The sequence below is a fragment of the Desulfosediminicola ganghwensis genome, from assembly GCF_005116675.2.
GTDB lineage: Bacteria > Desulfobacterota > Desulfobulbia > Desulfobulbales > Desulfocapsaceae > Desulfopila > Desulfopila ganghwensis.
The window spans coordinates 2,868,739-2,890,504 of the sequence record NZ_CP050699.1 but is presented as its reverse complement, the minus strand read 5'-3'; the positions used below and the strand labels follow the sequence as shown (position 1 = coordinate 2,890,504).

Here is a 21,766-nt window from a genome sequence, read left to right as displayed (position 1 = left end):
ATTGGAACACAGCTTCGGCAATTACCCTGCCTCCACCGCTTCTATTGCCTTGATCAACTCTTTCAGGGAAGTAAAACCAGCCAACTGTTCACGGGAAAGCAGAACCTCAAGTTGGCTGGAATCGCCCTTCACTTTCAAAACCACCGGGTAATCATGTCGGGTTTTGAACTGCTGCTCAAATTCATCCCTGTGCAAAAACAGCATTTCGATTTTTGCATTTTCACGAAACGCCCGCCACTCCGGATTTTCTTTAAATGTTCCGTGGGTAAGGCTACATAAAAAGCAGTCATAGCTGGCCGGGCTGAAGAGTTTGTGACCGATATCCTTCACTGTACTCACCAGACCGCTGTCGGCATTGTATACGAAAATCAATTGCATATCGTTTCTCTCAAGCGTGTTAGGAACACCCCATCAACTTAGAAATTAAACTCATAACTGTATTATACCCTCAACCAATGACACCACCTGAAAAAACAACTCCTGGCAGACAGCATTTGCCCGACAGGAGTTGATGTGTAAATTATAATACAACTTCAGTGAGTCCGCTCAGCGTAATCTGCCCAGACTAAAACTTGTACTTCACACTGAGATAGCCTGTATGACCTTCGTAATCCTGGTCATCATACGCTCCGGACAGAAAAGTATCCCCTCTCGATCCTGGCACAACAATTACATAGTTATTCCACTGGTCATCCGAATAATCCCATTCCTCATACACATAGCCCAAAGTAACCGACCAGGCCTCGTCTATGAAGTAGGTTCCTTTAAGTGAGAGAATATGCTGGGTGAAATCCTCAACCTCGTCAGTGTCAATGATGTCTGCGCTATCAAACTCAGATTTACCATCACTCTCTGCCCAATCCCACCCTGCATAGAGCCTCAGTTTTTCGGCCATAAAATAAGCCTCAATATTGAGCCCTGCCGCATAGGTGTAATAGGTTGTTTCTGCGGCATCACCTAAATCTTCACTGTAATCCCTCTCAAAACCGACATAAAAGCCTGTGTTGACATTCGATTGAATTGCCCATGTACCAGAAAAATAGAGGTCATAATGATCGAGTTCAACCAGCCCCACTTCGGTGTCATCATAGTCGGCATTAAACCAGGTGAACTCGAGATCAAGACCAAGGTCTTCAACACCGTAATAACCACCTTCCAACTCAACCTGATTCCTGTCCTGATCAGCTACATCATAACTCCTGTAACCTTCGTCCGTTTCGCCAGGTTCAACAGTGTAGTCGCCACTGCGGGTGAGGAAACTGTACTTGGCTCGTAATTCCACATCTTCAAGCGAATAGTTTCTGGCCTGGATAAAAAACAGGTTATCATCAGCCCCGTCGGAATCGCTTCTCCCCTCGTAATCTTTATTGAGGTAGTGGTATCCACCATCAATTCTGTTATTACGCGAAAGCTTGTAGTCGGCTTCGATACCAGTCTTAAAGATTTCGCTGCTGTAGTTCTCATTCTCATTGCCATCCAGGGTTGTCAACTCAGTGGAATCATTGTCCCGATCGTCATATCTGGCCAGCAGTTTCAGGTCCAGATCTTCAATCGGTTCAAACTTCCAGGAGCCGTTCACATGCCACTTGGTTATCTCACCATCAAAATTTCTGGTCTCTCCCGGCACAACAATGCCCAGTTGCTCATCGCTCTCCGTTTTAGAGTATCCAGCATTCAACGCTACCACAGAACCATAATACTCCGGTCGCCAGACCATTTTTCCGAGTACTTTCGCCACATCGTTATCAGGTGGCAATGAGCCGATAGTGTCATCTCTGGTCAGCGAATCATCCTCATTATCAAAATTAATGAATTGACCCGTCAGACTAGCGGTTAGCTTCTTGGCCCGGTAACCACCGGTAATGTTAAACTGGTTCTCTTCCCAATCGATGGGGGCCGGAAACTCTGCAGAGGATGTACCGCCATAAGGCATGACTCCCGAGGATTCCATATTGCTCGCACCAAACTGTACAAAGTAGCCATTTTCAAACGCGTACTCTACATCACCACCATACTTTTCCCGCTCCTTCTTATAGTCGAAACTATTCCAGAGAGCCGGTTCAGTCTCCCCGGTACCCACCAGCGTATCACTACCGATACCATCATAAGGTGTCAGGGCATCTTCAGTGATGTTATGGATAATCTCATCGTAGTACAGCGAGTACTTCAATGACCCGAAACGGCCTCCGTTCAACCAGTAGGCCTGATCGTCATAGGCTATGTTCTCGGCCAGAAAGTCGATATAATATCCGCCTTCCCAGTACGAGAGGATATCCACATTGCCGTATACACCATTATCAATATCCCGATATTCATTAAATTTAGCCTCGTCCCCGTCCACATCAAAAAGACGTCCGCCAAATTCTACATATCCATCCAAGTCCGGCCCTGCTGCCGCAGCATCAGTTACACCCCAGCAAAGGGAAAGCATGGCCAGAACACATATTCGTTTCTTCATTTTTGCTCTCCTTTTACTTTCTGTAACGGCTACCGTCTCTGTCAGCTGACATGCTTCCATGCACCGTCTGATGACAATTCAGACATGCTCTCGCGTAATATCGGCTATTAGGCGTTTCTGAGCCGGTGAAGCCAGATTCTTCACCATATGGCGGAGTATGAACGACCTGGTGGCAACTGTTACAGATGGTCGGCACCTTCTGGACAAGCATTCCTTTATGCCTGCTGCCGTGTGGTGCGTGACATGTGGAACAATCTTCTTCCACTGGCGGGTGCTCCCAGAAATTAGGCCCACGTTTGTCGCCATGACAGTTGTAGCAGAGCTCATTCAGGGTCTCAGCCTCGATCATGCCGTCTGTGTGGGTACCGTGCGGATTATGACAATCTTTACAGGTTACCTTACCTTCACGGATAGGATGTCTGGCCTGAAGATTCGCATGGACTTTTACTCGTGTATGGCACTGGTAACAAACATCCGGGGTCTCTGCTATCGGCGAATACCCCTCATGCATCGGATGACAGGTAGCACATGCAACATCATATTTCTCATGCTGGCTCATATCCCACATGGAAATCTTTTCACTCTTCACATGACAGTTCAGGCAGGTCTCGTTATACACCTTAACCTCTGCTCCATCCCGGTCTGAAAAGCTGATAATGTTATCCGGCTCTGGGTCATCTGCATGCACTTCTCCAGGGCCATGGCATGATTCGCAGCCAGCTGCAGTATTCCCCGTGGACTCCCAGGCCCGGAAATGGAGTGATTTGTAATAGTGGCCTTCCATCTCGTCATGGCACTCAAGACAGGTACTATCTCCAACATAGCCCGTGGTCGTCATTTCCGTGACTATCAGCACCGTCTCCTCAACCTGGCCGGCCAGTGGCTCCCCCCCATCTCCATTTGCGTAAGCGACACCGTTTACACCCAGCAAAACGAGCGCACAAAACAGTGTCGCATACAATCTCACTCTCTCCATTGTCTGCTTCACGTTCCCCCTCCTTTGATATAGTTTCACCCTCTGGAATTTCCAAAAAACCCTCTGTTATCATAGGCCACATTCAAATTTAGGATGAATTAATTTGTCAGGTCAATGGTCTGGTCAAATTTTTTGTACCCCGGAGTCTGTTTTCAGCTGTTTTGCAGAGCGTCAGTGGTCAGATTTTTGCAGATATCCCCGATCGATTCAGAAGAGAAATCAGGAGTGCAGTAAAAGCGTTATTGCTATAAATTATTTCATTTTAGCGATTAATAACGTTGCATTAAGAAATGCCACAATGTACATGCAATGCTACATTCAATATATTTGTTACAGACCGTTCACAGGCATTAAGGTCACTGATTTTGGGCAAAACAAAAAAATGTACGTGTACCATTTTTTTTAATTGTCAGGATACAAAAAGCACGAAACTTCAACTCGCTGTGTATATTCTCTACATAGCAACGTTATTCTTCAGAACTCATTGGCGGTACAATCAGAGGCTGTACCGAAACAGACTGTTAGCGATTAATCGAGAGAACGTTTCTTACTCTCTGAATTACAAAACCTGTTTTTATGAAGACGGGGAGATGCAGACATCTGCTGATACAATCAGGGCGTAATCTTTCCTGCTGCCCTTCACATAACGTATGGTGAAAGGTACAAGGGTTCGCGATACCGCCGAAACAGGTCAAATCAATTGGTATCAACCTGTCTTCAAACTCAATTATTACAAAGAACCTGAAATGGGAACTCTTTTACGATTTGAAATACTTTCTTAGCTTACAAAACATTAAGGACTTCAAAATGAGCCAGCGCACTGAACCCTGGGAAACCCTCAGCCAGTTAATCCAAGATAGACGTGACTCGGAAATAGTTCAATTTATCGAGTCGCTCAGCGTTTCTGAGACAGCAAGAGCTATCTCACGGCTTAAAGAAGTTGAACGAGAGAATCTGATTTCACTGCTCAACCCTGAAGATGCAGCTGAAATTATAAAAGAAATTCCTGAAAGTCAGGCAGCTGAAATTGTCGGAAATATCTCAACTGGACAGGCCGCAGCAATAATGGAGGAATTGAATAGCGACCATCTCGTTGATGTACTCGCTGAAATGGGAACTGATAAGAGTGAATCAATTCTCTCAGAAATGGCACAGGAGGATGCTGAAGAGGCCAGGACTTTGCTCAATTATGCCCCGGATGTAGCAGGGGGACTCATGATTTCAGAGTACCTGGCCTACAGGGCCGATGATACAATCGGGGATGTTCTTGCAGATCTGCAGGATAATCAGGAAAAATACAAAGATTACAATGTACAGTATTTTTATGTGCTGGATTCCGAGGAAAAGCTGGTTGGTGTCCTGCGGATGCACAACCTGTTGTTTCCTGCGAGAAAAACCAGACTTGAAGAAATAATGATACATCCCCCTCTCAGTGTATCTGGTCAAGCTACTCTTCTTGAGTTAAAAGATTTTTTTGATGAGCACAAATTGTTTGGAGTACCCGTTGTCGACAGTGACCAACACCTTTTGGGGGTTGTACTCCCCAGTGCTGTTGAAGAGGGGGTAAACAGGCAGAGAACTAAAGCCTATTTACGTCTGAGCGGTATCATAGGCGGCGAAGAATTCAGAACCATGCCGCTCACTATACGTTCCGGCAGACGCCTTACCTGGTTGAGTATGAATATAGTTCTCAACATTATAGCGGCCAGTGTCATTGCAATGTATCAGGATACGCTGGCAGCGGTTATCACTTTAGCTGTTTTTCTGCCGATGGTGAGCGATATGAGCGGTTGTTCAGGAAATCAGGCAGTGGCGGTCTCCATGCGTGAATTATCTCTTGGACTGGTTAAACCCCGCGAGATTTTATGGGTAATACTCAAAGAAACCCGAGTTGGCATAATAAACGGCATAGTGTTGGGGGGCCTGCTCGGCATGGCTGCCTTTTTGTGGCAGGGAAACATGTGGCTGGGAATTGTCATTGGTGGGGCGCTGGCTGCAAATACTCTCGTATCAGTCACCATTGGCGGGGTTTTACCCCTGATTCTGAAACAGGTAAAGATTGATCCGGCCCTTGTCTCAAGTCCATTGCTGACTACGGTTACAGATATGTGTGGTTTTTTCTTTGTGCTCAGCTTTGCAAGCGCCGTTTTACCAAAGCTTGGCGGCATGTAATTGATAGCCCCCTTTACAAAAGTTGTTCTATTTGTAAGGGGGCTTCGTCTGTTTCGGTAAACCAAATTTCTTTCTAAAACTCCTCCGGCGGTTCGACCACCAGCACATTTGTCCCGAGTTCTTCGAGAACCTGCTGTTCAAGCCCATCTTCATCAGCACGAAGCTTACTGAGTTTGACCGGGCTGTATTTTTTCGGGAGTTTACCAAGATTACAGATAGGTTCGCCAGGGCTTATTGACGGCAGACTTGTCATCCCCATTACCACGCCATCAAAAGGGGCATAAATGGTGCTTTGCTCTTCGCCCAGGATTGTTGTGTTGGTTATAAGCGGATCATCCTTTTTTACAATATCGCCCGGTTTAATGTGAAAATCGAGGAAACCACCCCGTTCTGCACGGACCCATTTCGATTTTTCGATAATGACCTGGTGGGACGGGCGTTCTATCTGCAAGTCTAACATCTTGAGTTCACAGAGTACATTTTTGATCCCTCGAATTGCTGTTTCGACAATTCCCGGCTCAACTTTCCAGACTTCTCCGCCTTCCATCACAATTGTGGGACATCCTGCTTTACATGCTTCATGTCGAAAAGAACTTTTCGGTCCCTTACTGTTAATAATGATTTCAGACCCAAAAGCTTCTGCTAGCCTGCGGACTTCCGGATTGGCCAAGTCGGCTCTCACGGTCGGGTAATTCGTTCGACGTACTGATGCCGTATGTAGATCTATGCCGTAATCACAGCGGGATACAAGTTCATTGAAAATGGTATAAGCCATACGGCTGGCCAGGCTACCATCAGGAGTTCCGGGGAAGGAACGATTGAGATCGCGACGATCAGGCAGGTAGCGTGAATGTCGTTCGAAAGCGGGAAGATTGAGCACCGGAATGAGAATTACAGAGCCTCTGCTGAGCCTGAATTCATCATCCTGGATCAGATTGCGAATGGCACCACATCCATTTATTTCGTCACCGTGTAAGGCTGCAGTCACAAATACCACAGGCCCATCCTCAACTCCCCGTCGAATATGGATCTGGAGTTTTACAGCCATGCTGCTGTAACTCTCACCTACGGCAAGCTGAACATTACGTGATTCACCCGGCCCTATTTTTTCCCCGAACCAGTCTAAATGAGAGTGCTTCAAAGTTCTATGAGTCACCGTCTGAACCACCTTTTTCTACAGATATGGAAATTGGATCAAGGCTTCCGGACTCTTTGTACACTTCCTCAGCAACAGGAAGCTCAGGTAAATCTTGAACTTTTGGCCTCCGTTTACGACGTATCTTGGTAGGGGTCATATCGCGCATAAGTTCAAGTTTACCAAAACAAAGCAGGCGATCACCCGCGATCAATTCACGCTCAGCACGGGGATTCGGAATTACTTTATTCTTTCGATAAAGTGTAAGCACCACTACATCTTTTTCCCGCAACCCAGAATCTTTAATTGTTTTGCCTACATACTCTGAGCCTTCAGGAATATGAATTTCAGCTACACCATACCCACTGCTCACCGTCAGTCGTTGACGAATATCAATTACCGGAAAGTTTACTTGTGCTGCTATGTAGTCAATTATTGCGCCTGCAATATCAAGCTGCGTACAACCCTCAATGCCCTCCAGCCCCGGCGAGGAATTCACTTCCATGATTTGCGGGCCATCATTTCCTTCCAACAGGTCCACACCCGCTACTCGCAGGCCGAGGATCTGGGCCGCGCGGACAGCTGTCTGAGTATACAGTTCATCAAGTATTACCGGTTCAGTCGTGCCGCCTCTGTGAACATTGCTGCGAAATTCCTGCCCCTGAGCAACGCGCCGCATTGCACCAACAACCCTGTCACCGACAACAAAGGCTCTGATATCTCTGCCTTTGCTTTCTTTAACAAATTTTTGGATGAGAACACTCTGTTTTTGGCTCTGTAACAATTCTACTATTCCAGCTGCGGTATTGATGGAGTTTGCCAGAATAACACCAATCCCCTGAGTCCCTTCAATCAGCTTCAGAACAACAGGAGCGCCTCCAACCCGCTCGATTGCAGGGAGCACGTCTTTTTTGTCCCTCACAAAGGTTGTTTGCGGAATACCGATGTGATGCCGACTGAGGATTTGCAGACTTCGCAATTTGTCTCTGGAGTTGGCAATACTCGCAGACGAATTTGCGCAGAATACGTCCATTTGTTCAAATTGTCTGACGACTGCAGTACCAAAGTAGGTGATGGAGGCTCCTATTCTTGGCAAGACCGCATTATATTCAGATAACCGTTTTTGCCGATAGTAAAGATCCGGCAAACCCTGCTCAAGGTCAATTGCAAACTTCAAGGTATTTAATACTTTAACCTTATGTCCTCGTTGCTCTGCAGCTTCACAAAGACGTCGCGTGCTATAACACTGGGGACTACATGAGAGAATAGCAAGCTTCATACGTCATTCCTGTGAGTTAAGTTATTGACTACAAGCTTCAACATCTTTAAGCCTTCTTCCTGTAAGGTTTTCCACCGTAATATGACCTTCCGCCATCCACCAGAAATCTTGTTCTGAAGGCTTCACGTCCCAGCAGCATTCTAAAGCCCATATTGTCACGACTCGCCAGAGTCAGTTCAACAGGCCATCTTTCGCCAAGCAGCTCAACTTCAGTCACAATTACCGGTCTGATTTTTGCGATACCGCTGGAGCTTTTGACCGACCTGAATTCCAGTATTTTGGCCTCCACTGCAACAGACTTTTCTTTTGAGCGCTGAATAGGGTGTACTTTAAAACGGACCCACCGTTCACCATCCCGGTCAAAAGTTTTTATGTCAAAAGCATGCAATGATGACGATCGTGCACCTGAATCGACTTTCACTTTGATGGTGTCAATCCCAAGACCTGGAAGTCCCACCCACTCTCTCCAGCCAATGACTGGTAGACGCTTTCCTGCTTTCTTTACCATTTATAGCCTAGGTCGTTGTTATACATGCAAATAGTGGTTCACTGCTGCCATATAGCATTTAAACTTTTTTTGACCAATATTAAAGTGGCCTTGCCTCTGCGATCGCCCCTGAATAATAATCATAATTCACCAGTTACGAGAACTTTATATTCTCATTCAGGTCAATAGATTTTAAGACCAGGCCTACTTTTTGTTTCTTCACCGGCATGATTTTTATCCTGTTGAACACTTCAGCGAATTCGCTGCCTGGGAAAGCTCATTTATTGATTTTCTTATTGATTTTCTTATTGATTTTAAACAGAGAAATCAATTTTACTAATCATGATCACTTCCTATATTTCACAAATAAACCGAGGACAGTTACATGGTTGCTTTTTTGATGCAATTCAGCCCTGTTACACAGGCATTATTCGCCACCTTGTTCACCTGGGCGGTAACTGCAGCTGGTGCAAGTCTTGTGTTTTTGACAAGAGATATAAATCAGAAACTTATGGATTCATTGCTGGGCTTTGCGGCAGGTGTAATGATTGCCGCAAGTTTTTGGTCTTTGCTCGCCCCTGGCATTGAAATGGCTGAACAGCTCAATCAGATTCCATGGTTGACTGCCGCTATTGGCTTTATGGGGGGAGGCATTTTCATGAGAGTAATTGATAAATTTCTCCCACATTTACATCCAGGGCTCAAGATTGATAAAAGCGAAGGTATCAAAACTTCATGGCAACGGAGTACCCTGTTGGTGCTGGCCATAACTCTTCACAATATTCCTGAGGGTCTTGCAGTCGGAGTGGCATTCGGTGCTGTCGCGGCTGACCTTCCGTCGGCCACAATCGGAGGAGCAATTGCGCTGGCAATCGGAATCGGAATTCAAAATTTTCCAGAGGGAACAGCTGTATCAATGCCACTTCGTCGCGAAGGAATGAGCAAAAGAAAAAGTTTTCTCATGGGCCAGGCTTCTGGAATGGTAGAACCTATCGCGGGAGTTATCGGCGCATATTTTGTCCTGAAAATGCAAAACATTCTGCCATACGCCCTCTGCTTTGCGGCAGGTGCAATGATTTTTGTCGTTGTTGAAGAATTAATCCCGGAATCTCAGAGGAAAATTGAAAATATTGATCTGGTAACCATGATGACAATGGTCGGTTTCTCCGTGATGATGATTCTTGATGTGGCTTTGGGCTAACCCCCCTAGAACATACGCTATCAGTATGCTGATAAGGGCACCAAGCCATTCGGGATGCTTTTAATAGAAAAAGGCCAGAGCACAATTACTTGCTCTGGCCTTTTATGCATGACAATCACGTCAATCGAGGGCTCGTAAGCTGCCTCTCTACTTAAAGGTATTAGAATGTGCGATTATCAATAACGCGGTTTCCTTTGCCTTCGAAACGTTCGAGGGTACGCTCTTCCACCAGTTTTACATCAACACCAACTCCAAGCTCGGAAATCAAGCGCCGTTTGATGGTATCAACCAGCGTACGCTGCTTCTTCATGGCATCAAAGAAAATCCCTTCGACCACCTCAACCATCACCGTGAGTTTATCTTCATTGTTGTCACGATCAACTATCAGGCGATAGTGGGGCTGGGTTCCTTCAATGTCACAGAGAACTGATTCGATCTGGGTAGGGAAGACGTTTACGCCTTTGATAATAAGCATATCGTCCGTTCGGCCCATCACCCGGTGCATGCGATTCAGGGTTCTACCACATGGGCATGGCTCAGGCATAAGCCGGGTCAGATCACGGGTACGATAACGGATGACAGGGAAAGCCTCCTTGGTCAGGGTGGTGATGACCAGTTCTCCAACCTCGCCAGGGGCAACCGGTTCCAGAGTTTCCGGATTCAACACCTCTACCAGGAAATGGTCCTCGTTGATATGCAGACCATTGCACTCCTGACACTCACCGGCAACACCGGGGCCCATAATCTCGGAAAGGCCGTAGTTATCGGTGGCGATTATGCCGAGCCGGTCATTTATCTCAGCACGCATTCCTTCAGACCAGGGCTCTCCGCCAAAGAGGCCGTAGCGCAATGACAGCCCACTGGGGTTGAGCCCCATATCCATCATCACATCAGCCATTTTCAGCGCATATGAAGGTGTACAAACCAGCGCAGTGGTTTTGAAATCCCTCATAATCTGGATCTGTCGTTTGGTGTTGCCCGCCGAAATCGGGATTACCGAGGCACCAACCCGTTCCGCGCCATAGTGCAGACCAAAACCGCCAGTGAAAAGACCGTAACCAAAGGCGATCTGGATCACGTCATCAGGGGTTACGCCGGCACCGCAGAGAATGCGTCCGACAAGATCGGACCAGGTATCAATGTCCTGGCGGCTGTAACCTACCACCGTGGCCATGCCGGTAGTACCGGAAGAAGAGTGAACCCGCACCACATCTCTGAGCGGCACCGCGAAAAGCCCGTATGGGTAGTTATCCCTCAGATCCTGTTTCATGGTGAAAGGGAAATCACGAATGTGCTCAAGGGAAGTCACCTTCGATACATCGAGCCCTTTTTCCTTAAATGTATTGCGGTAAAACGGAACCCGCGTCGCGACCCGCTGCAAGGTATTCTGCAGTCGCTCAAGTTGAAGTGCTTCGAGATCCTCCCTCGGCATACACTCTTCTTTCTGCTGCCAAATCATCTCAATGTTTCCTTTTGCAGTTCTCTAAAGCCACAGATTCGGGCAATTCATCAATCGATTTCAGACACCGGCTGCGGTGCGCAAAGCCGGTGCCTTTTTTAACAGTGGGTGCTTACAGAGCGCAAATCTGCTCACCGGTCAAAAGGGTGTAGCCATCACCAAGCAGGGAGTCGATGGCCTTGTTCATGTCCTCGAAACGGAAAATGAGCACTGCATTTTCGCCGCTCTTATTGACGAAAGCGTACATGTACTCAACGTTTAATCCTGCAGTCTCAATGGACCTCAGCACCTTGGCCAAACCGCCTACCTGGTCAGAAACCTCTACCGCCAGCACGTTTGTTATACCCACGGTGAAGCCTTTGCCTTTCAGGGCGGCCTTAGCCTTTTCCACATCATCGACAATCAGGCGCAGTATGCCAAAATCAGCGGTATCCGCAACAGACAGGGCCCGAATGTTTACCCCTTCTTCGGCGATGATAGAGGTGATTTCAGCCAGTCTTCCAGATTTGTTCTCCAAAAACACTGCAATCTGTTCTACACGCATTCCTCGTTCCTCCATTATAATTTCCTGTTGTCAAATACCCGCTGAGCTTTACCTTCGCTCCGCTGAATGGTTTTAGGCTCAACCAGCTTCACTGTACAGGTTACTCCAAGGTAATCCTTGATATCCGCCTTGATCTTTTTGGAGAGGTTTTCGAGCATTCTGATCTCATCTGAGAACACGTTCTCGCTCACCTCAACCTGAACCTGCATAGTATCCAGGTTCCCTTCTCGTTCTACCACGATCTGGTAATGCGGTTCAACCCCGTCAATACCCATAAGTACGTGTTCTACTTGGGAAGGAAAAACATTAACGCCACGGATGATCAGCATGTCATCGGTACGGCCGGTTATCTTCTCCATGCGAACCAGGGTTCTGCCGCAGGAACAGGTCTCATACATTAAGCGGGAGATATCCTTGGTACGGTAACGGATAAGCGGAAATGCTTCTTTGGTAAGGGTGGTGAAAACCAGTTCACCCTTTTCTCCCGGTGGCAGTACCTCGCCGGTATCCGGGTCGATAATCTCCGGCAGGAAATGATCCTCAAAGACGTGCATACCACCTGAGCTTTTGAGACATTCCATGGCGACACCTGGCCCGATAATCTCTGAAAGACCATAAATATCAACCGCCTTCAGGTTCAGCTTACGCTCAACTTCCTCACGCATATTCTCACTCCACGGCTCGGCTCCGAAGATACCAACCTTGAGGGAGAGCGATGAGGGATCAACACCCGCGTCACACATGGCATCGGCGAGATTAAGGGCATAGGAGGGGGTCGCCATCAGTACAGTGGAACCGAAGTCGCGCATGATATTGATCTGGCGCTTGGTGTTGCCACCGGATACCGGGATAACGGTGGCACCAAGTCGTTCAGCACCGTAATGAGCACCGAGACCACCGGTGAACAGACCATAACCATAGGCGTTATGCACCATGTCGCCGCTATTGGCACCGGCACAGCAGAAAGCGCGGGCCATCACACCTGACCAGAGTTTGATATCATCCTCAGTGTAGCCAACGACGGTGGGCTTACCTGTGGTTCCTGATGAGGCATGAACACGCACTACCTGATCAAGAGGCACGGTGAACAGACCAAACGGATAGTTGTCGCGCAGGTCATCCTTATAGGTGAAAGGCAGCTTGCTGAGATCTGCAAGGCTCTGGATATCAGACGGTTTCACCCCCGCCTCATCCATCTTCTTGCGGTACGGCTCAACCTTGTCATAGACTCTGGCTACCAACCGCTGCAGCCGCTTCAACTGTATGGACTCAAGCCCGACCCGGGGCAGGGTCTCTATCTCTTCTTCCCAGTAAACGGTGGTCATCGTTCTTCCTTTTTTTTCGTTCTAGTTTCGTAAATCCCTGCCTGCACGATAAGCGCGAATATTGACTTCACGGAAGCGCTCCGGTACGCGGGTCTGGATGGCCTCTTCGAAAATAGCTCCATCAACCGGCATAAAAGCGGCCATAGCCCCAACCATGACGATATTGGCGGTACGGGCCTCTCCCACTTCGCGAGCGATATCAAAGGCATTGACCTTGACCACTTCAATGTCCCGTGCTACCAGCTCTTCAAGCACATTCTCAGGGTATTTCGCCTGGCCGGTGGCAACCGCCGGAGGCAGTATCTGCTGGGTATTCACTACGACCTTGCTGCCCTTGTGCAGATATGGCAGGTAACGCACCGCCTCCATCATCTCAAAGGCAACCTGGATGTCAGCACAGCCCGGCTCGATCAGCGGCGAGTAGACCTTTTGGCCATACCGCAGTTGAGCGGTAACAGAGCCGCCCCGCTGTGCCATGCCGTGTACTTCACTTTTTTTCACATCAAATCCGGCACCAAGCAGACCGAGTGCGGTAATCTCACTGGCCAGCAGAATGCCCTGCCCACCTACCCCTGAAAAGAGGATGTTTCCTGTTGCTTCCATTATCTTTCCTCCTTTCTGGTGATAGCCTCAAACTTGCAGAGAGACGCACACTGTCCACAGTCATTGCAGAGAATTTCATCGATTTGGGAGACACCTTTCTGCTTTGGCCTGAACCCTTTGGCTTCTGCCTCACCTTCAGCAAAGGCGGTCCAGCTGATCGCCGGGCAACCAAGGCGAATACAGGCCATACAGCCCACACAGTTCTCCTGGTGAGTGAAATAGGAGACCGGCTTTCTCTCCTTCATCTCCGGCAAGAGTACACAAGGCGCTTTGGAGATCACCACCGAAGGCTCATCCAGGGCGATGGCCTCTTTCAGCACCTTCTTACTCTCCGGTACATCGTGGGGATTGACCACAAAGATGTGTTTCACCCCGATGGATCGACACAGTCCTTCAATATCGATCTCATGGGCAGCCTCGCCCTTGATGGAGTGACCACTGGCCGGGTTGTTCTGCTGACCGGTCATGGCGGTGATGCGGTTATCGAGAATGATAGTGGTGGCAGCGCTCTCGTTATAAACGGAGTTGATCAGACCGGTGACACCTGAGTGCATAAAGGTGGAGTCGCCGATAACCGAGACAACCTTGTCGTGACTGCCTTCACCAAGCGCCTTAACCATGCCGTGCGCCACGGTGACGGAAGCACCCATGCAGACACAGGAATCCATCGCAGATAACGGCGGCAGAAAACCGAGAGTGTAGCAGCCGATATCACCGGAAACAAACACATTGAGTTTTGAGAGATTAAAGAATATGCCGCGGTGCGGACAACCGGCGCACATATTAGGCGGTCGCATCGGCAACTGAACCGGGGCAAATAGATCATCCCGTTTATTCTGCTCGATGGACTCACGCACAATAGCGGTATTCAGCTCACCCTGATTCGGGATACGCTCTTTACCAATGCAATCAATACCCATCGCCTTAATATGGTTTTCGAGAAACGGATCAAGCTCTTCCACCACATACAGTTCGTCGACCATGTCGGCAAATTCACGGATTTTCTGTTCCGGCAACGGCCAGCACATACCGAGTTTTAATACAGCCGCTTCCGGAAATGCCTCTTTCACATAGAGATAGGATACACCTGAAGTAATAAAACCACGTCTGGTATCGCCCTCTTCTATCCGGTTCAGCTCTGTGGTTTCGGCAAGCTCCGTACATTTATTCATGCGCTCTTCAACATACACCCTGCGGCCACGGGCGATGGCAGGCAGCATGACCATCTTCTGCGGTACCTTATTGATGCCGCAAGCCGGATTACCAGTGACCATTTCACCCTTTTGTACCACTCCCTTTACATGGGCGATACGGGTGGTGATGCGAAGCATTACCGGGGTATCCAGCTCTTCGCTCAGATCGTAGGCCACTTTCAGCATCTCTTTGGCCTCTGCCGGGTCGGATGGCTCCAGCATAGGCAACTTCGCGGCAAAAGCGTAGTTACGGTTGTCCTGCTCATTCTGGGAGGAGTGCATTTCCGGGTCATCGGCTGTAACCAGCACCAACCCACCGCATACACCGGTGTAGGCAGCGGTAAAAAGCGGATCAGCAGCCACGTTGACGCCAACGTGTTTCATGGTGGCCAGCGCCCTGCCGCCCGCATAGGACGCGCCTATGGCGACCTCCAGACCTACTTTTTCGTTCGGGGCCCATTCCGTATATACCCCGTCGTAGGTCGACAGGTTTTCCATAATTTCCGTGGAAGGTGTACCGGGATAACCTGAAGCAACCTTTACTCCTGCCTCTACAGCGCCAAGAGCAATCGCTTCGTTTCCGGACATCCAGAGTGAATTCTCGCTGATCTTTGTCACAGTCTCTCCTGATTATAGAAATAGGTTGAAATGTGCCGACGATGAGCTGCCATCGCCTTTCCCTCAACCGGTTGGTACCATAAAGCAATCCTGCAAACTACTCCGAATGGCCGCCAGCAGGCAAGCATTTTTCAGACTTTCGTAAACTTTATCACCCTTTTTTCCGAACAATATTAGGCCAACCCCCCTCGCGACTTTGATAAACAAAATATGGCGGAAAATTCATCATCGGACATAGTGATTAAATGTTTGTTTTGACAAGGCTAATGTTTATCATATAATTCAATAAATTAAAGAGGCTGGGAAAACTCCTTGATTACAGGGGGCTGTCAAATATCCACCTCTGAATGACAATGTCTCGTAACATCAAGAAGTTCAAACATATTTTGGAGGAGTACCTCTATGTACATTGGCAGAATAATGCACACCGATCTGGTCACCGTCTCACCTGATACCACCCTGGTTGAAGCTAAAGACATACTGGAGAATAAGAAAATTGAGCATCTGCTGGTTGTCAATGAAAGCGGTAAGCTGGTCGGCATCTTGTCTGACCGGGATTTGAAACAAAACTGGGCTTCTCCGGCCACATCCCTCTCTACACATGAGTTAACATACTTGCTGCAGAAGGTGCTGGTGAAGATGATCATGGTGAAGACCGTGGTGACCATCCCGGTTGATACCACCATCGAGCGAGCTGCCTACATCATGCAGCAGCACAATATCAGTGCGTTGCCGGTAATGGAAAACGATGAACTTGCCGGAATTATCACCAGCACCGACGTAATCGAGGTGCTGCTCGATGCCGTCGGCATGAGTGACGATTCCACCCGCATTGGTGTCTTTGTCAAAGACAATATGGGAGTTCTCGCCGAGGTATCTGCAATTCTGAGAGACGAGAAGGTTAATATTCAAAGCCTTTTGAGTTGGCCTGAAAAGAAATATCCAGGCGTAACCCAGCTGGTAATGCGTGTCGCCGCCAAAGATGGCAATAAAGCCATCATCGCGCTGCAGGAGAAAGGATTCAAAGTAAAGAGCGGATATGCCAAAGATATTACTCAGTATCTTCCTGAGTAATCCCCCAGGCTACACCTCAGAAACGGTTCGATGACATCGGGCCGTTTCGCCTCCCGAAACGTCATCTTTGGTCTCTATTTCCTGAAATAATTGAAATAGAGAAAGAAAAGGGATAGGATCAACCAATCGTCAATACCCGCCTGGTCTCTCCAGGTCATTTTCTGCCCGCCGTAACCAGCGGAATAGATCCACTTATATTTCAACAATTACAGTTATAACGTGAACAGCAGCAACGCACATTTTCTCCAGTGGTTTCGACATGTCTCCCCGTATATTCACTCCCACAGGGGTAAAACATTTGTCGTGATGATCCCGGGCGAATGCCTGGCTCAGGCAAATATCGCCAACATAATCAGCGATATTGCCATATTGCATTCACTCGGAATCCGTTTGGTTGTGGTTCATGGAGCCCGCCTGCAGATTGAGGAAGAATTAAACGCTGCCGGCCTCTCTTCAGAATTGCATCATGGCGCCAGAATCACCGAACGAAATCATCTGCCGCACATCCTGAAGGCCATCGGTTCAACCCGCTGCCAGCTGGAAGCCCTCTTTTCCAGCGGTTTACCCAATTCACCAATGTTTGGAGCCAAAATAAAACTGCGTAGCGGCAACTTCATCAATGCCAAGCCGCAGGGGGTGCTTGACGGGGTCGACCACCAGATGACAGGTAAGGTACGAAGCGTTGATAAACATGCCATCCTGGAAATTCTAGACAATAAATGCATTGCCTTGCTGCCTCCCCTTGGTTTTTCAATTACAGGAGAGGTTTTCAATCTCTCCTTCGCCGAAGTTGGGGTCAACGTTGCCAGCGCTATTGATGCCGATAAGATTCTCATCTTCAACGACGATGGGCCGATCTACGACAACCACGGCACCCTCTACAGACAGTTGACACTCAGCCAATGTGAAACATTTTTGGAAGAAGAGGCTCGGCACGCTCCAAGCAACACATATTTTTCTCTGCGGGCCGGCTATAAGGCCTGTCGCAGAGGTGTCGCCAGAGCCCATATCATCTCCTCCAGCGAAGACGGCACGCTGCTGCGTGAACTCTTTACCAGGGACGGCTCCGGCACCATGGTGCACAGCGACACCTATGAAGTGCTTCGTCAGGCAAAACTGGAAGATGTGGCAGGCATTCTGAACCTGATCAGCCCACTCGAGAAAAAAGGTGTCCTGGTAAAACGTTCCAGAGAATTACTGGAAAATGAGATCGACTATTTCACTATCCTGAAAAAGGATAACCTCATTATCGGTTGTGCAGCGCTCTACCCTTTCCCCGATGCCGATGCAGGAGAATTGGCCTGCGTTGCCGTGTTAAAAGAATACCAGCAGGGAGGTCGAGCCAAGACCCTGCTCGACCATATTGAAAAGCAGGCCCAAAGACTCAACCTCTCTGAGATATACACCCTCACCACCCAGACTGCCCACTGGTTTATTGAGCAAGGCTTCACCGAATCCGATGTCGAGACCCTGCCTGCCAGCCGCAAAGCACTCTACAACTACAGGCGAAACTCGAAAGTATTGGTAAAGCGACTGTAATTGGAAGCTCTGCCAGCTGAGCCATATTGATCTCTCTTCCCGATTACAGCATCGGCGAAGTCAGGCGTGCCACCCGCACCAACAACTTGAACCAGAATGGTTTCTCTGCCGCCTCATCTGGCTCCATCAGTCTGGAGTTGGCAAAATCCTCCAGAAACATCTGTTCGACTTCCTTGTTGAAATCCTGATCGGTAATCATGGCTGTGATCTCAAAGTTGAGGCGAAATGAGCGGTTATCAAAGTTGGCGGTCCCTACTGTAGAGAGATCGTTATCCACCAGCATGGTCTTCTGATGCATAAAACCCTTGGTGTAACGGTAAAACTTTACCCCACTCATTCCCGCCTGCTCAAAATAGGAAAAAGCGGCCAGATAAACCAATTTATGGTCGGGCTCGTCCGGGATCAGGATGCGCACATCGACGCCACGCATACCAGCGAGTTGCAGGGCTGCAATAATTGATTCGTCCGGCACAAAGTAGGGACTGGCAATCCAGATTCTTTCCCTGGCTGAATTGATGGCATGGGTGAACATCAGACCGGCAGTCTCGAATCTATCGGCAGGTCCGGAGGGAATGATGAGAATCCTCTGATCCGCATCGGTGCTTGGTACAGCCTTCCAGTTCAGTTCAAGAACTTCATCTGTGGCCCAATGCCAGTCTTCAATAAATGAGAGCTGTGCCGCAAGAGTGGCGGGCCCCTCAATCTTTACATGGGTATCGCGCCAATGGCTGAATTTTTCACCATTTCCAAGGTACTCGTCACCCACATTGTGTCCCCCGATCCAACATGTTTTGCCGTCAGCGACAACAATTTTGCGGTGATTTCTGAAGTTGATCTGAAAACGGTTCTTCGGGCCTTTGCGGGAATGAAAGTTGTGCGCGGCAACACCATTGTCACGTAATTCCTGAATATAGGCTTCCGGCAATTTATAACTGCCGACCTCGTCATACAGGAAAAAGACCCGCACTCCCTCCTGAGCCTTTTTTATCAGCAGATCCTGCAAGCGGCGGCCGAGTTCGTCATCTTTTACAATAAAGAATTGGACCAGCACATAATCTCTCGCTTTTTCAATGCCTCCAAAAATAGACTCAAAAGTCGCCTCACCATCTATCAACAGCTCGGTACTGTTTTCTTTAAGGTGAGGAAGATCAGCAAGCGACTCAGCCACCCGGGAAGCCTGGTTTCTGTCTGCCAGTCCGGATACAAAATAGGACTTGTTTTCCGCCGCCTTTGCAGCAACCGCTGACAGTGCTGTCTCATCCGCCTGCCGGGAGATCACATATCCCTTAAATTCACTACGCCCGAATACCCAGTAAGCGGGCAAGGAGATGGATGGAAAGGTGTTCAGCGAAATAACCCAGGCAATAGCTCCCTGGGAAGTTCGCACACTCATCACCGCATCAATAGATGACACCAGACCTGCAATGTGCAGGCAAAGAAAGAAGAGTGACAGGTATGTACTTTTTCGAAGAAAATCTCGTGTTCTTTTTATCATTATCAGCTGAGAGCGACTTGGAGAAATATCAGGATTTACCACCTTGATTGCGGGATACAAACGCCAGTAAACAGAATCCTGTCCGGATTTCCAAGTCCTTTATTGCTGAAAAATATGGTAACTGAAACAAGTAAGGGAAGTTTCCACCAATTTCCTTTACCCGCTGATGGTACTTGAACCGATCTGTTATGGATGGAATTAATATAAAAAAAGCCGCACAGCATATGATTCATTCCCATGCTGTACGGCTTATCCGGTTCACCGCGTTGCACGATGAACCACCACCTTTAATGGTGCTATTTCTTTTGACTACTTGGCAAAATTTGAATCGAAATTGCTCATCTGAAACTCACCAAAGAAGTTGCTGACGGAGTGACCGGCATTAATCCATGCGAGCAAACCGCCTTCGAGATTGTGCACATTCTTGTAACCAAGATTCTGAAGCGCCTCAGTAGCCAGCGCCCCCCTGCTTCCCTTGAGGCAATAAACGACGACATCTTTCTCAAGGTCTGCAACTTTTCGCGCAAACTGGAATTCCACCATACCTCTGGGAATAGCTAGAGTTTCATCCGCCTCAATCTGACCGGCGGTCACCTCGCCTGGCTCACGCACATCAAGAAGAACAAATTCTTTTTCACCTGTATCGATCCAGGTCTTCAGCGTTGCACTGTCTACAGATTTAATCTGTGATTTTGCCTCGGCTATCCGACTCTTGATCAATTCTGCAGGGGTTGGTTGTTCAGACGCAAAAACCGCAGTGGCAGAAGTGGCAATCATCAAACCAAGGGTACATGCACACAACATCTTCTTCATCATAATACTCACCAATATTATTACTTATATTCAAGGGCGAACCGCCCTGACATAACCCGCTTTTCGAGTAAAGAAAGAACGGGATGGACCGCATTGATCACCAATTTCCCAGGTTCCAGCATGGACATTACCTGTTTCGTCTGTAAGCCAGTAATTACCTTCAAGTTTGATCTGGACAGTTCCATTTTCCTTCAAATCGAACCGGGCGAAGAGATCATACAACTCCTGTTGAGTTGGCAGCCGCCAGCTTTCGCCTGCACCAGACCTGAATTCCTGAATATATTGCTGTACTTCATGAGGATTATTAAGCCTGCCTGAACGTTCCAACATCCAGTGCTTACCGCTTCTGGGGTCGAGAAATGTGCTCTGGTCAATCGGTACAAGTAGATCCTGCTCCCGACCTGCATTCAAAGCACAGCCTGAGGTAAATAAGGCAACCAGAAGGATTGCTGCAGTAAGGCAAACCCGTAACCGACAGCATGAGAATTTTTTCCCAGGATAGGTTGTCATGACAAACAATTCCCCACAATTTGTAAGTTATAACTACAGTGAAGCATTACATTAAAAAATTATTTAATGTAATGCAAAAGCTTTTTCCCATCTGTAGTACTTTTCGTGAGCCGAGGAAGAAGTAGCAATTACCGAATCCCTCCTCCTTGATTTGCCACCATAACACTGACACTACAGCAATTTATCATCTTCAAACATCAACGTGCTCTCAAAGCACGCCTCACCAGGAATGGACCCGCAGCCCTGATACCGCACAACACATTGGCAGTACATATGAAAAAATCTGACCATCTCAGTCATTCTTCGTACAAGCAAGATCATTGGACCGACTCTGGAACATCTGGGCCGTTGGGCAGCAACAATTGGGGTATCTGCCGAACCGCCGATGACATCGAACATCTTCAGCCAGAACCCTCCCTGAAAGAGCGTAATGACATACGGTGAGATCCCAGAACCCGTGCGTTGACTATGCCCATGCCAATAAAAATGATCGCCTTGGTCAGGATCAGGTCTTCTTGAGAAACTGAAAGCAGCAGCATCCCCTTGGGACTCGGTGCCGTGGGAGCTTTTGAGACACCCTGCACCGGCAAAGGTATCGGGGTGGCAGTGCTGGACAGTGGTATTGACCCGGCCCACCCTCCCTTCTCCGGGGTGCAGCTGACGAAAAGAAATTTCACCACAAAAGGCGATGATGATCAGAACGGCCACGAAAATCACTGCGCCGGAACTATTTAAATCAACGGTGTTTCAATAATGAACTGATCAAAACTTTCTTTATGGAGGAGCGAATGACAACTTCCCATAAGAACGTTTTTGCTTCAACTTTACCCAAAATGTTTCTTCTATTACCTTCCAGTTCAGTGGTAAACATTCCATAACCCAGGG

At 48.2% G+C, this 21,766-nt stretch carries 19 protein-coding genes; 5 read left to right on the top strand and 14 right to left on the bottom strand.

Features of this window, described 5'->3' with window-relative positions:
* Nucleotides 1-21: 21 nt before the first annotated feature.
* From FCL45_RS12320 to FCL45_RS12310, 3 genes are all read right to left on the bottom strand, one after another.
* Nucleotides 22-378 carry a GTPase gene (locus tag FCL45_RS12320; RefSeq protein ID WP_136796518.1) on the bottom strand — a complete coding sequence of 119 codons (357 nt, stop codon included), beginning with the start codon at nt 376-378 and terminating at the stop codon, nt 22-24.
* A gap of 187 nt (nt 379-565) precedes the next feature.
* Entirely contained in the window at nt 566-2,458 is a 1,893-nt protein-coding gene (locus tag FCL45_RS12315) for an MtrB/PioB family outer membrane beta-barrel protein (RefSeq protein ID WP_167495713.1), read from the bottom strand.
* Between the two features lie 13 nt (nt 2,459-2,471).
* Nucleotides 2,472-3,446: a DmsE family decaheme c-type cytochrome gene (locus tag FCL45_RS12310; protein ID WP_136796516.1), complete on the bottom strand. Its 975-nt coding sequence runs from the start codon at nt 3,444-3,446 to the stop codon at nt 2,472-2,474.
* Between the two features lie 795 nt (nt 3,447-4,241).
* On the opposite strand from FCL45_RS12310, the gene mgtE reads away from it, so the two are divergent.
* Entirely contained in the window at nt 4,242-5,606 is a 1,365-nt protein-coding gene (gene mgtE, locus FCL45_RS12305) for a magnesium transporter (RefSeq protein ID WP_136796515.1), read from the top strand.
* 73 nt (nt 5,607-5,679) lie between these two features.
* Here the strand turns inward: mgtE and FCL45_RS12300 are convergent, their stop codons facing one another.
* The 3 genes from FCL45_RS12300 to FCL45_RS12290 are packed head-to-tail and all read right to left on the bottom strand — an operon-like array spanning nt 5,680 to nt 8,528.
* On the bottom strand, nt 5,680-6,762 hold the full coding sequence (locus FCL45_RS12300) for a succinylglutamate desuccinylase/aspartoacylase family protein (RefSeq protein ID WP_228721319.1): 1,083 nt from the start codon (nt 6,760-6,762) through the stop codon (nt 5,680-5,682).
* Complete coding sequence (locus FCL45_RS12295) at nt 6,752-8,020, bottom strand: RimK family alpha-L-glutamate ligase (protein WP_136796514.1); 1,269 nt, start codon at nt 8,018-8,020, stop codon at nt 6,752-6,754. The genes FCL45_RS12300 and FCL45_RS12295 overlap by 11 nt, the downstream gene beginning before the upstream one ends.
* 46 nt (nt 8,021-8,066) lie before the next feature.
* Entirely contained in the window at nt 8,067-8,528 is a 462-nt protein-coding gene (locus tag FCL45_RS12290; RefSeq protein ID WP_136796513.1) for an ATP-dependent zinc protease family protein, read from the bottom strand.
* Between the two features lie 364 nt (nt 8,529-8,892).
* On the opposite strand from FCL45_RS12290, the gene FCL45_RS12285 reads away from it, so the two are divergent.
* Complete coding sequence (locus FCL45_RS12285; RefSeq protein WP_136796512.1) at nt 8,893-9,708, top strand: ZIP family metal transporter; 816 nt, start codon at nt 8,893-8,895, stop codon at nt 9,706-9,708.
* A gap of 160 nt (nt 9,709-9,868) precedes the next feature.
* On the opposite strand, the gene FCL45_RS12280 is transcribed toward FCL45_RS12285, so the two are convergent.
* The 5 genes from FCL45_RS12280 to iorA form a co-directional block, all read right to left on the bottom strand.
* Nucleotides 9,869-11,167 (bottom strand): phenylacetate--CoA ligase family protein, encoded by a 1,299-nt coding sequence (locus FCL45_RS12280; protein ID WP_136796511.1) that lies wholly within the window; start codon nt 11,165-11,167, stop codon nt 9,869-9,871.
* Nucleotides 11,168-11,279: 112 nt separating this feature from the next.
* The gene (locus tag FCL45_RS12275) at nt 11,280-11,711 is read right to left on the bottom strand and encodes an ACT domain-containing protein (protein WP_136796594.1); all 432 of its coding nucleotides are present in this window, start codon (nt 11,709-11,711) and stop codon (nt 11,280-11,282) included.
* Between the two features lie 14 nt (nt 11,712-11,725).
* Complete coding sequence (locus tag FCL45_RS12270) at nt 11,726-13,036, bottom strand: phenylacetate--CoA ligase family protein (protein WP_136796510.1); 1,311 nt, start codon at nt 13,034-13,036, stop codon at nt 11,726-11,728.
* 21 nt (nt 13,037-13,057) lie between these two features.
* Nucleotides 13,058-13,639 carry an indolepyruvate oxidoreductase subunit beta gene (locus tag FCL45_RS12265; RefSeq protein ID WP_136796509.1) on the bottom strand — a complete coding sequence of 194 codons (582 nt, stop codon included), beginning with the start codon at nt 13,637-13,639 and terminating at the stop codon, nt 13,058-13,060.
* Complete coding sequence (iorA, locus tag FCL45_RS12260; protein ID WP_136796593.1) at nt 13,639-15,420, bottom strand: indolepyruvate ferredoxin oxidoreductase subunit alpha; 1,782 nt, start codon at nt 15,418-15,420, stop codon at nt 13,639-13,641. Before iorA ends, FCL45_RS12265 begins: the two co-directional genes overlap by 1 nt.
* A 432-nt stretch (nt 15,421-15,852) precedes the next feature.
* Here iorA and FCL45_RS12255 point away from each other — a divergent pair, with 432 nt between their 5' ends.
* Together FCL45_RS12255 and argA are read left to right on the top strand one after the other, a co-directional pair.
* Nucleotides 15,853-16,524: a CBS and ACT domain-containing protein gene (locus FCL45_RS12255; RefSeq protein ID WP_136796508.1), complete on the top strand. Its 672-nt coding sequence runs from the start codon at nt 15,853-15,855 to the stop codon at nt 16,522-16,524.
* Between the two features lie 219 nt (nt 16,525-16,743).
* Entirely contained in the window at nt 16,744-18,063 is a 1,320-nt protein-coding gene (gene argA / locus FCL45_RS12250) for an amino-acid N-acetyltransferase (RefSeq protein WP_136796507.1), read from the top strand.
* Between the two features lie 43 nt (nt 18,064-18,106).
* Here the strand turns inward: argA and cls are convergent, their stop codons facing one another.
* The 3 genes from cls to FCL45_RS12235 form a co-directional block, all read right to left on the bottom strand.
* Nucleotides 18,107-19,558, bottom strand: coding sequence for a cardiolipin synthase (cls, locus tag FCL45_RS12245; protein WP_136796506.1), 1,452 nt, complete (start codon nt 19,556-19,558; stop codon nt 18,107-18,109).
* A gap of 309 nt (nt 19,559-19,867) precedes the next feature.
* A complete protein-coding gene (locus FCL45_RS12240; protein WP_136796505.1) occupies nt 19,868-20,374 on the bottom strand; it encodes a rhodanese-like domain-containing protein in 507 nt (168 codons plus the stop codon).
* Between the two features lie 27 nt (nt 20,375-20,401).
* Nucleotides 20,402-20,881, bottom strand: a complete 480-nt coding sequence (locus FCL45_RS12235) for a DUF1566 domain-containing protein (protein ID WP_136796504.1) — start codon at nt 20,879-20,881, stop codon at nt 20,402-20,404.
* Nucleotides 20,882-21,439: 558 nt separating this feature from the next.
* Here FCL45_RS12235 and FCL45_RS25290 point away from each other — a divergent pair.
* Complete coding sequence (locus FCL45_RS25290) at nt 21,440-21,616, top strand: S8 family serine peptidase (protein ID WP_420811233.1); 177 nt, start codon at nt 21,440-21,442, stop codon at nt 21,614-21,616.
* The last annotated feature ends 150 nt before the right edge of the window (nt 21,617-21,766 follow it).

Coding starts and splice junctions, on each gene's coding strand:
- FCL45_RS12235 (WP_136796504.1), bottom strand. CDS start 20,881: ATGACAACCTATCCTGGGAAAAAATTCTCATGCTGTCGGTTACGGGTT.
- FCL45_RS12280 (WP_136796511.1), bottom strand. CDS start 11,167: ATGATTTGGCAGCAGAAAGAAGAGTGTATGCCGAGGGAGGATCTCGAA.
- FCL45_RS12265 (WP_136796509.1), bottom strand. CDS start 13,639: ATGGAAGCAACAGGAAACATCCTCTTTTCAGGGGTAGGTGGGCAGGGC.
- FCL45_RS12320 (WP_136796518.1), bottom strand. CDS start 378: ATGCAATTGATTTTCGTATACAATGCCGACAGCGGTCTGGTGAGTACA.
- FCL45_RS12295 (WP_136796514.1), bottom strand. CDS start 8,020: ATGAAGCTTGCTATTCTCTCATGTAGTCCCCAGTGTTATAGCACGCGA.
- FCL45_RS12255 (WP_136796508.1), top strand. CDS start 15,853: ATGTACATTGGCAGAATAATGCACACCGATCTGGTCACCGTCTCACCT.
- iorA (WP_136796593.1), bottom strand. CDS start 15,420: ATGTCCGGAAACGAAGCGATTGCTCTTGGCGCTGTAGAGGCAGGAGTA.
- FCL45_RS12275 (WP_136796594.1), bottom strand. CDS start 11,711: ATGCGTGTAGAACAGATTGCAGTGTTTTTGGAGAACAAATCTGGAAGA.
- mgtE (WP_136796515.1), top strand. CDS start 4,242: ATGAGCCAGCGCACTGAACCCTGGGAAACCCTCAGCCAGTTAATCCAA.
- FCL45_RS12285 (WP_136796512.1), top strand. CDS start 8,893: ATGGTTGCTTTTTTGATGCAATTCAGCCCTGTTACACAGGCATTATTC.
- cls (WP_136796506.1), bottom strand. CDS start 19,558: ATGATAAAAAGAACACGAGATTTTCTTCGAAAAAGTACATACCTGTCA.
- FCL45_RS12290 (WP_136796513.1), bottom strand. CDS start 8,528: ATGGTAAAGAAAGCAGGAAAGCGTCTACCAGTCATTGGCTGGAGAGAG.
- FCL45_RS12240 (WP_136796505.1), bottom strand. CDS start 20,374: ATGATGAAGAAGATGTTGTGTGCATGTACCCTTGGTTTGATGATTGCC.
- FCL45_RS12270 (WP_136796510.1), bottom strand. CDS start 13,036: ATGACCACCGTTTACTGGGAAGAAGAGATAGAGACCCTGCCCCGGGTC.
- FCL45_RS12315 (WP_167495713.1), bottom strand. CDS start 2,458: ATGAAGAAACGAATATGTGTTCTGGCCATGCTTTCCCTTTGCTGGGGT.